Origin of the sequence: Vibrio variabilis, from assembly GCF_003263785.1 — a bacterium.
In the GTDB taxonomy this organism is placed as follows: Bacteria; Pseudomonadota; Gammaproteobacteria; order Enterobacterales; family Vibrionaceae; genus Vibrio; species Vibrio variabilis.
This window is the reverse complement of sequence record NZ_JYJK01000039.1, coordinates 1-12,334: the sequence shown is the minus strand read 5'-3', so window position 1 is coordinate 12,334 and position 12,334 is coordinate 1. Positions and strand designations below refer to the sequence as shown.

Genomic DNA, 12,334 nt, shown 5'->3' with positions numbered 1-12,334 from the left:
GTTACAGTGGCGTTGTCACCTGCTGATAGGTTCGCAGCCGTGAGGTCATCACCTTCCACATCCGATGCTTGTGATAGAAGTTGCTCTTGTGACAATGTCACACTTCCATCTTCATCAACACTGTAAGCTAGGTCGCCTGATACCGGAGCGTCGTTGATTGGAAGCACATCTACGTTAATCACTGTATCAACCGTGGCACCATCTTCATCTTGAATGGTAACGTTTAATTGAACCTCGCCATTGAAGTTTTCATTTGGAGCAAAGCTACAAGTACCATCACCATTGACGGAGAAGATACCGTGCGGTCCATCGTAACCGATACCCACTAGCGATACATCGCCTTCGATGTCAGATGCATTGGCAAGGACTTGAGACTCACTGAAGGTCAGTACGCTGTCTTCATCAATAGTGTAAGAAGTTGGAGCTGCAATTGGTGGGTCGTTGACCTCGATAACGGTTAAACCAGCACTTGTCTCTGCGGTTGCCCCGTCTTCATCTGCTACAACGACATCAAAGCTAACTTCACCTGAGAAGTTCTCGTTTGGCGAGAAGGTATAGGTACCATCACCGTTGTCAGCAAAGACACCATCAGTACCTGAGTAAGAGACATCCTGAACGGAAACGTCACCCTCAACATCCGAACTGTTAGCCAATAACTGCTCGTCACTAATGGTAATAGAGTTGTCTTCTTGTACAGAATAAGTTGTAGAACCGGCAACCGGAATGTCGTTAACAGACTCAACCGTTACATCAATGTTGGCTTCTGTGGTGGTTGTACCATCGCTCACTGAGAAGCTTAGGTCTACTTCACCGTTGAAGTTTTCGTTTGGAGCGAAGGTATAGGTACCATCACCGTTATCTGTGAACACACCTTCTGTACCAGAGTAACTAACATCTGCGACTGATAGGTCGTCGCCATCAATATCAGACGCGCCTGCAAGAAGCTGCTCATCCCTGAAGGTCAACGAACCGTCTTCTTGAATGGTGTAACCCACATCTTCCACAACCGCTGCATCATTGACCGGGTCAACAGTCAAATCAACATTCGCAGCTATGGTTTCAACACCATCTGAGATATCAAAGGTTAAGTCAATTGCTCCATTGAAGTCCGCATCTGGTGTAATGGTGAAAGAACCATCTTCATTAGCCGTTACCGTAGCGTTGTCACCTGCGGTTAGATTCGCTGCTTCAAGATCATCGCCTTCAACATCGCTAGCTTGAGCTAGAAGTTGTTCTTGAGACAGTGTAATTGAGCCGTCTTCATCGACGCTATAGGCCAAGTCACCTGAGACTGGAGCGTCATTGACTGCAATTACATCAATGCTTGCCGTGGTCTCTGCGGTTGCACCATCTTCATCCACAACGGTGACATCAAGAGATACGTTACCGTTGAAATTTTCATTTGGTGCGAAGCTGAACGTGCCATCACCGTTGTCGGTAAGTATGCCGTCTGTACCAGAGTAAGAGACATCTTCAACAGCCACCTCACCCTCTATATCCGAGCTGTTAGCTAGCAACTGGTCACTGGTAATGGTGATGATGTTGTCTTCGTCAACGCTATAAGTCGTCGCTCCCGCAACCGGCAAGTCGTTCACTGAGATGACATCGATACCAGCGGTTGTATCCGCTGTCGCTCCGTCCTCATCGACAACAGTAACATTTAGGCTTACGTCACCGTTGAAGTTCTCATTTGGTGAGAAGGTATAGGTGCCGTCGCCATTGTCAGTGAACACACCATCAGTACCGGTATAGCTGACACTATCGACAGCGACATCGCTTCAACATCAGAGCTGTTGGCAAGCAATTGTGCGTCGCTGATGGTGATGCTTCCATCCTCATCTACGCTATAGCTTGTCGCACCGGCTACTGGAACATCGTTGATTGGCACGACTTGGACATCGATATTGGCCGATACCGTATCCGTTCCATCACTGACGTCGTAGGTAAGATCAACATTGCCATTGAAGTTTTCATTTGGCGCGAAGGTATAGGTGCCATCTCCGTTGTCAGTAAAGACACCATCGGCCCCCTCATAGTTCACGGACTCAACAGTTAAATCATCACCGTCGATGTCAGTTGCACCAGCAAGTAGCTGTTCGTCAGTAAAGGTTAGCGAGCCATCTTCATTAATGGTGTAGTCGTGGTCGTAAATGACAGACAAGTCATTCACAGCCGTTACAGTAACATCAAGCTCCGCTGGGGTAACACCACCGTTGCCGTCGTCAACGTTGTAGCTGATTGAGAACTCACCGTTAAAGTTCTCTTCCGGCGTAATGGTATAGGTACCATCACCGTTGTCTGTGATGATCGCGTTTTCAATAGCGATATCACCGATGCTTGGTTCATTACCGTCAGTTTCTTCGCCAGATCCTGTTTCTTCGGTATCACCGGCTACGACTTCTGAGATATCAATGCCATTGTCGGCCGCAGCGGCTTCTTCAGACGTTGGTAGCTCAAAGTTAGTGACCGTGCTGACGTCTTGGCTCGGTACTATCACTCCATCAACGATGTCAAACACATGCCAGTGATCGCCCTGCGGGTTGTCAGGTAGATCCGGTGTAAAGGATTGAATCAGTGTATCCCCAACAAAGATTTGAACTTGGACATCTTCTACGCCGTCCACATCCCAACTGCGGCCACTGTAGTTGTGCACTGAATAGTGCATGTTCATGTCTTCGTAGTTTGGAATGGTGATGGTTTCTGGGCCATTGCCATTCACATCATCGACATCCTGTGCAACGCGGTCACCGGACTCTTGGGTGTAGCTCATATCTCGATAGTAAATATGGTCAAGCTCTTGCCCTGAATCTTGGTCGTACAACCATAGGTGGTTATCAAGATCTCGAGGATTATCTCCCCAAGTCACCACCACACGCATATCTGCATCATCAAGGACTTCAGATATTGCGGTGACACCGCCGTTGGTCTCTTCTCCCGCAGGGACGACAAAGCTCGTCGTGATAGAGCCCTCTTGCTCAATAGTGACTGTACCTTCATTAACAATAGAGCCGCTAACTGAGTAGTTACCCGAGTCATCGGTTACGGTGGTGTAGCTATTACCTGCACCGTCCGTCAGCGTAACTTCCGCACCGGATACTGGATTACTGGTTTCCGCATCAAGCACGGTCCCTGTCACCGTAGTATCATCGCCCTGCTCTCCAATGATGGCTGTCATGTCATCATCTTCGATATCAGTTGCGAACTGCAATAGCTCCTCTTGAGTGATGGTATAAGAACCATCTTCCTCAATCGTAATGGCTACATCAGCCGAAACAATTGGCGCATCATTAACAGGATCAACTGTTAAGCCGAGGTTGGCTGCAATTGGAGTGTCACCATCACTGATGCTATAGGCCACATCGATGTAACCATTGAAGTTCTCATCTGGCGTGATGGAGAAAGTACCATCGCCATTGTCAACAATGGTTGCATTGTCCGCTACCAAACTGTCTGCAGTGAGTGCATCCCCCTCGATATCAGCCGCATTGGCAAGCAATTGCTCTTGAGTAATCGTAATGGTGTTGTCTTCATCAACATTAGCGTAAACATCTGACGTAGTTGGAAGATCGTTGACTGGATTAACCGACAGATCGGCATTCGCAACGATGGTTTCTGTGCCATCCGAGATATCAAAGCTTAGGTCGATGTTGCCGTTAAAGTTGGCCTCTGGGGTTACCGTAAAGGTACCATCACCATTATCCACCACAGTCGCGTTGTCGCCAGCAGATAGGTTAGCAGCAGTGAGGTCGTCACCATCCACATCTGAAGCCTGAGATAGCAACTGCTCTTGGGTTAATGTAATAGAACCATCTTCGTTGATGTTGTACGCCAAGTCACCGGAGACTGGTGCATCATTAACCGCAATTACATCGATACCTGCTGTGGTATCGGCCGTTGCACCATCTTCGTCAACGACCACAACATCAAGCGAAACGTTGCCGTTGAAGTTTTCATTTGGTGCGAAGCTGTAAGTACCGTCACCATTGTCAGTGAGGATACCATCTGTGCCAGAGTAAGACACATCGCTGACACTCACGTCCCCTTCAACATCAGAGCTATTAGCAAGCAACTGATCATCTGAAATGGTAATCACGCCATCTTCATTCACTGAGTACGAGGTAGAGCCTGCTACTGGAAGGTCATTAACAGATTCGACCGAGACATCAATGTTGGCTTCTGTTGTCGTTGTGCCATCACTTACAGAGAACTTAAGACCAACATCACCGTTGAAGTTTTCGTTCGGAGCAAAGGTATACGTGCCGTCACCGTTATCGGTGAATACGCCATCAGTGCCTGTGTACGAAACATCCGCAACAGATAGGTCATCACCGTCAATGTCTGATGCGCCTGCTAGCAGTTGCTCGTCAGTAAACGTCAGAGAGCCATCTTCTTGAATGGTGTAGCCAACATCTTCTACAACCGCGGCGTCATTCACTGGGTTAACCGTTAGGTCGGCATTTGCCACTATAGTGTCGGTGCCGTCAGAGATATCAAAGCTTAAGTCAATGTCGCCATTGAAGTCTGCATCTGGTGTGATGGTGAATGAGCCATCTTCGTTGACTGTAACTGTCGCGTTATCACCCGCTGACAAGTTCGCTGCAGTAAGGTCATCACCCTCGACATCACTTGCTTGAGACAGCAATTGCTCTTGCGTCAGAGTAATCGAACCATCTTCATCAACAGAGTAAGCTAAGTCACCTGAGACTGGTGCATCATTCACCGCAATGACATCAATACCCGCAGTGGTATCCGCTGTTGCGCCATCTTCATCAACAACGGTTACATCAAGCGATACATTGCCGTTGAAGTTTTCATTTGGTGCGAAGCTGTAAGTGCCGTCGCCGTTGTCCGTGAAGATACCGTCAGTGCCTGAGTACGACACATCATCAATGGCCACTTCGCCCTCAATGTCAGAGCTGTTGGCGAGAAGCTGTTCGTCTGAGATGGTAATAATGCCATCTTCATCGACTGAGTATGTGGTAGAGCCAGCAACAGGAATGTCATTGACCGACTCAACCGTCACATCAATATTCGCTTCAGTGGTGGTTGTGCCATCACTAACAGAGAAGCTTAGGTCTACTTCGCCATTGAAGTTCTCGTTTGGTGCGAAGGTATAGGTACCATCACCGTTGTCTGTGAACACACCTTCTGTGCCCGAGTAGCTGACATCAGCAACAGACAAATCGTCGCCATCAATATCTGACGCGCCAGCGAGTAGCTGTTCATCCGTAAAGGTCAACGAGCCGTCTTCTTGGATGGTGTAACCCACATCTTCCACGACTGCCGCGTCATTCACTGGATTCACAGTTAGGTCTGCATTGGCCACAATGGTGTCGGTACCATCGGAGATATCGAAGCTTAGATCAATGTCGCCATTAAAATCAGCATCTGGAGTTATTGTGAATGAGCCATCTTCGTTAGCAGTAACAGTAGCGTTATCGCCTGCTGACAGATTAGCAGCGGTTAAATCATCGCCGTCTACATCTGAAGCTTGCGATAGCAGTTGCTCTTGAGTCAGTGTGATAGAACCATCTTCGTCGACGCTGTACGCCAAGTCACCAGAGACTGGAGCATCATTAACTGCAATGACTTCTACGCCTGCAGTTGTCTCTGCTGTCGCTCCTTGTTCATCCACAATAGTGACATCAATCGAGACCTCACCATTGAAGTTTTCATTTGGTGCGAAACTATAGGTGCCATCACCATTGTCGGTAAAGATACCGTCTGTACCTGAGTACGAAACATCAGAGACCGCGACGTCACCTTCGACATCAGAGCTGTTGGCGAGCAACTGCTCGTTAGTGAACGTAAGAATGTTATCTTCGTCAACACTATAAGTTGTTGAACCAGCAACTGGTAAGTCGTTGACTTCAGTTACTGTGATATCAATATTCGCAGGGGTGATTTCCGTTCCATCAGATACTTCAAACAAGAGGTCTACTTCACCATTGAAGTTTTCGTTTGGAGCAAAGGTATAAGTGCCATCACCGTTATCTGTAAATACCCCTTCTGCGCCATTGTATGTGACCGATTCAACGCTGAGGTCATCACCATCGATATCGGTAGCATTGGCCAACAACTGCTCGTCAGTAAAGGTGAGCGAGCCATCTTCTTCCATGGTGTAAGCCACATCTTCAACAATCGCCGCTGCATCGTTAACTGGATTAACAGTCAAGTCGATATTAGCGACCGTTGAGTCTGTACCATCAGTGACAGAGAACGTTAGGTCGATATCACCATAGAAATCCGCCTCTGGTGTGATAGTGAATGAACCATCATCATTGGCAACAACGGTTGCATTGTCTGCTGCGGTGACATCTAGAGCAGTAAGGTCATCTTCAACGTCACTAGCTTGAGACAAGAGCTGCTCTTGAGTAAGCGTAATCGAGCCGTCTTCATTAATGCTGTATGCCAAGTCACCAGAGACTGGCGCATCATTAACAGCGATGACTTCGATGCCAGCCGTTGTTTCGGCCGTTGCACCATCTTCATCTACTACGGTTACATCTAGCGATACATTACCGTTGAAGTTTTCATTTGGCGCAAAGCTGTAGGTGCCATCACCGTTATCAGTGAAGATACCGTCTGTGCCTGAATAAGAGACATCGTCAACCGCAACCTCACCTTCAACGTCTGAGCTATTTGCTAGCAGCTGGTCATTGGAGATTGTGATAATGCCATCTTCGTCAACCGAGTACGTAGTTGAACCTGCAACTGGAATATCGTTGACAGACTCAACGGTAACATCGACGTTGGCTTCAGTCGTAGTCGTTCCATCGCTTACTGAGAAGCTCAAATCCACTTCACCATTGAAGTTCTCATTTGGCGCGAAGGTATAAGTGCCGTCACCATTATCGGTAAACACGCCTTCCGTACCGGAGTAACTCACATCGGCGACAGACAAGTCATCGCCATCAATGTCTGAAGCGCCCGCTAATAGCTGCTCATCAGTAAAGGTCAATGAACCATCTTCTTGAATGGTATAACCGACATCTTCAACCACTGCAGCGTCGTTAACAGGGTTAACGGTTAAGTCTAGATTTGTCGATACGATTTGGTCGCCATCGCTGACATCGAAGCTGAGGTTTACATCACCATTGAAGTCTGCGTCTGGCGTGATGGTAAAGGTGCCATCGCCATTATCCACAACAGTGACGTTTTCATCTTCCGTGCTCAGGTTAAGCGCAGTTAGAGCATCGCCATCGAGATCGGTGGCATTCGCCAGTAGCTGCTCTTGAGTAATGGTGATTGAACCATCTTCGTCGACTTGTGCAGAGACCGAGTCTGATTCAGGCGCATGGTCAACTTCAAAGTTAACGACTTGAATCGTACTTGCTTCATCGTCGTTAGAAAGCTCTGTAGCGGTCGCTTTGATTTCTAACGCAGTGGAGCCTGTATAATCCTCTGGGAAGGTGATTTCGATGTTTTGATCGATGACCAGCGTTGGAAGCACGGCTGTACCATCTTCACCAATAACGATCTCACCTTGCAAGATTTGGCTGTTGGTTTCACCGACGTCTACGGTAAAGGTGAAGTCATCATAGTCACGGTCACCACCTCCATAGAGATCTTCGATACCATAAACTATCTCACCATCATCATTTAACGTTGTTCTGGTATGTTCAACGCCATCTTGGTTTAGGTTGGTATTCGTACCGCCGTGGAACACCGAGTCTCCAAATTGGCTTTGGATAACGGTTTCATTGCCATCTGGATCAATATGAACCAGTTGCGGGTCGACAGAATCAATGGTGGCTGGGTTTCCGTCCGCGTCGCGGAACATAAAGGTTCCATCTTGCATCGAGTCGAAATCATTGCGATTGAAGCCATTTGGAATGACAAACAGGTTGAAGCTTTCGCCTTCTTCTACTTCAAACGTGATTGACGATTGACCAGGAATCAAGTCGCCACCGGAACCAACTTGGGATGCGTTCTCAAACCCAATGTTTACGTCGGTAATATTGCCATCTTCATCGACAGTGTAGTAACCGGCGGTATTCTTGAAACCAGCACCTTCACCTTCGAAAGTGACAGTGATATCCGTGGTTTCATAACTGGTAATACCGCCAGCTTGCTCGTCGAGTACACCTTCGTTGTCATAGCGAATCACAGTACCTTCTGGTAAGCCGCCTACTTCCAGTGTTAGTGTCTCAGACAAGTCTTGGTCTACAAGCGCTGCACCGATGTTTAGCTCAGTGGTGCTACCCGGTTCGACAACAATAGCCTCATCTGTGACAGCGTCACCATCACCAGTGGTCACCTCCAAGTCTGGTGCATCGGCAACCGCTTCGACATTCACACCGATAGTTTGGGTAACTTCAGCTTCACCATCTGAAACGGTAAAGCCAATATCTAGATTGCCGCTAAAGTGCTCTTCCGGCGTAAAGGTGTATGTGCCATCTCCATTATCGACCAGAGATCCTTCATCTCCACTGTAAGTCACATCGGTAATACTCAGCTCATCACCTTCGACGTCCGTCGCTTGGGCAAGAAGCTGCTCTTCAGTGAAGATAAATGTATTGTCTTCCTGAATTTCAACGTTAAGCGGAGCAACGTCTGGCGCGTCATTGACTGGATTAACCGTCAGTGTAAGCTCGCTAGTTGTATCTAGCTCACCGTCAGAGACGTTGTAGCTAAACACGATATCGCCATTGAAATCTTGTGACGGCGTAACGCTAAACGTACCATCACCGTTATTGACGATCGTTGCGTTCGGGTCGTTAGTCTCAAGGTTTTCTGCAACTAAGAAATCACCGTCTCTATCAGTTGCATTTTCAAGCAGCATGTCTTGTGTGACCAAGATAACGCCATCTTCATCCATTTCCGCAACGACTGGTTCAGCTTCAGGCGCATCATTGACAAACTGAACTTTCAACGCGATGTCTGCGGTAACCGTATCAGTGCCGTCACTAACATCAAACGTAAGACCTGCACTACCGCTATAATCAGGCGCTGGCGTTAAGGTATAAGTACCATCACCATTATCAGTTACTGATACATTTGGATCATCGGAGTTGACGTTGACGACCGTTAGATCATCACCCTCAACGTCTGTTGCTTGAGCAAGCAACTCTTCTGCTGTCACGATGATCGATTCATCTTCCAAGACATTGAATGATAAATCGGGTACATCTGGTGCATCGTTTACAGGCGTTACGGTTAGGTCTAACTCGGTACCTACCGTAGCGATTCCGTCTGTCACATCATAGGTGAAGTCGATATCGCCATAGAAGTCTTCACTTGGGGTGATAGTGAAACTACCATCCTCATTTTGAACAATGGTAGCGTTCTCATCGTTTGTGCTTAGATTGACTGCAGTGAGATCGTCGCCATCAAGGTCACTCGCATTAGCAAGGAGTTCTTCTTGAGTGATAGTGATTGTGCCATCTTCCTCTACCGTAGCAGATAGTGGGCCTGTTACTTCTGGACCAACGTTGGAGTCAACAACATCAATGTTGAGTGAACTTGGCGCCGTGGCTTGTCCGTCACTGATGTCAAACGATAACGAAACATTGCCTGTAAAGCCTTCAGATGGTGTGAAGCTAAAGGTATTATCGCCATTATCAACCAGTGTGCCGTCCAATTGATTAGTTAGGACAAGGTTTTCAACATGTAGAATGTCTCCATCTACATCAGTCGCACCACTCAACAAGCTCGATGTGTTAATTGTGATGGTGCCATCATTCAGCATCTCCAAATTCAGCGGAGCACCAGGAACTGGAACATCGTTCACTGGAATCACGGCTAAATCAATTTGGTTCATAGTGACGTCTTCGCCATCACTGACACCAAAGCTGAGATCTACATCGCCATTGAAGTTTTCATTTGGAACGAATGTGTAAGTACCATCTCCGTTATCAGTTAACTCACCACTATCTCCGTTGTAGCTAACGTTGTAGATGCTTAACTCATCACCCTCGACATCGGAAGCATTCGCAAGCAGATCTTCATCGGTGAATGTGATGGAGTTGTCTTCTTCGGTACTCAGGATAACTGGACCAGATACCACTGGCGCATCATTTACTTCTGCGAAGTTGATGTGGATAGTATTATCGTCGACCAACTCGCCGTCGGTGACTTGATACGTTAGGTCAATATCACCCGAGAAGTTTTCATTTGGTGTAACAGTCCAAGTGCCATCACCGTTGTCGGTTAAGGTTGCATTGTCATCTTCGAGAGCTAAGTTGATGATATCAAGTTCATCACTGTCGATATCACTGGCTTGCGCCAATAACTGTTCTTCGGTAATGACGATAGAAGCAAAGCCATCTGCTCCTTCTTCTGTCGTGGTTACGGCTGGTAAGTCGGCTGTTAGATCGATCTCCTGATCGCCCTCACGAACATTCAAACTGATGGTTTCTGTAACTTCAGTACCGTCGATACCGATAGACGTAAATACCACATCGTCAGGTAGTGTCTGAGAAACCGACATGTTTTGAACGACGTAAGTACCGTTACCTTGAATAGTACCGAGTTCGAAACGAGCCACAGGTTCATCGGTCGTTAGCGTATATTCGTGCTCATAGCTGTTACGATCATCTTTGTGGTAAGTTTCAGAATCTATGAGATTTCCATCCGCATCAAACGCGCGGATCTCAACTTCTGTGAAGTGTCTAGACTCTTCCATAAACCAGCCGCCTAGACCATCTAGATTGAAGCTGATTTCGTTAATGTCCTGACCTTCTACCGTGACGACAAGTTGTTCATCACCACTAAGGCCCTGTCTGTCAGTATCCCCAATACCATGTCCGATATGGGTGTTACCGTTCCAAGCGCCAAGCGGTCCGTCGGTACTTTGTGTGGTAATGGTTAAGTCACCATCGGTAAATTGGCGAGTATGAGAGTCGACTTCATCCCCCAATCGCTGACTTTGGCGTTGTCATCAAAGGTACCAAGTTGCGTTGTTGAGGTAGAATCTGCTACTGCGGTTTCATCTGGAACAAAGCGAATCTCAGTATCTGGAGAAACTTCTTGGCCAACTTCCAGAGTGACCCACTCATCTTCAATGTTTGCTTGAACAATACCGAACTCAGGTTGTTGGTCGAGACGAATCGCTGGCTCTTCGCGCATACTAACGCCAACGGTTTGATCTTCTTCCGCTTGAATGTAAATTTCATCACCCGCATCAGGTGCGTCATTTACTGGATTGACCGTAAGATCCAGGGTCGTAACAACATTCTCTTCACCATCAGAAACGGTATAAGTGAAGTCTAACTCACCATTGAAGTTTTCTTCCGGAGTGATAGTGAACGAGCCATCCTCGTTCTGAACGATTTCTGCCTCAGTACCGAACAATTGCAAATCACTGGCAACTAGGTCGTCGCCGTCGATATCTGACGCATTCGCCAATAATTGTTCTTGAGTGATGGTGATACTGTTATCTTCATCTACTTGAGCTTCAATGCCAGATACTTCTGGAGCGTCATTGACCGGGTTAACAGTCAAACCACCTGACGCAACAATAGTGTCTGTGCCGTCCGATATATCGAAGTTGAGATCAATTTCTCCATTGAAGTTGGCATCTGGCGTAATGGTAAAGGTTCCATCACCGTTATCGACGACGGTGGCATCTCCACCGACGTTCAGGTTGGAAGCTGTTAATGCGTCCCCCTCAACGTCTGACGCTTGAGCAAGTAATTGGTCTTGATTTAGCGTGATAGAGCCGTCTTCATTAACCGAGTATGCGACGGTACCAGAGACAGGTGCATCGTTGACCGCGATCACTTCAATACCAGCAGTTGTATTTGCTGTTGCACCGTCCTCGTCAACAACAGTGACATCAAGAGAAACATTACCGTTGAAGTTCTCGTTTGGTGCGAAGCTGTAAGTGCCATCACCATTGTCAGTAAAGATACCGTCTGTGCCTGAATAAGACACATCATCAACCGCAACTTCACCTTCTACATCCGAGCTGTTCGCTAGAAGTTGCTCGTCAGAGATGGTAATAATACCGTCTTCATTCACTGAGTAAGTAGTAGAACCCGCAACAGGAATATCATTGACCGACTCAACCGTCACATCGATATTGGCTTCCGTTGTGGTCGTACCATCACTTACCGAGAAGCTTAAGTCCACTTCACCATTGAAGTTTTCGTTTGGTGCGAAGGTATAAGTGCCGTCACCGTTATCAGTGAAAACACCTTCTGTGCCTGAGTAGCTGACATCTGCGACTGACAGGTCGTCCCCATCAATATCAGACGCACCCGCTAGAAGTTGTTCGTCCGTGAAGGTCAATGAACCGTCTTCTTGAATGGTGTAACCCACATCTTCCACGACCGCTGCATCATTCACTGGGTTAACAGTGAGATCAGCATTCGCCACGATGGTGTCGGTG

The 12,334-nt window shown here is 47.3% G+C and carries 1 pseudogene; it reads right to left on the bottom strand.

The annotated features are described in order from the left end of the window. Positions 1–12,334, bottom strand: a pseudogene (locus TZ48_RS04495) (tandem-95 repeat protein); the annotation flags it as partial.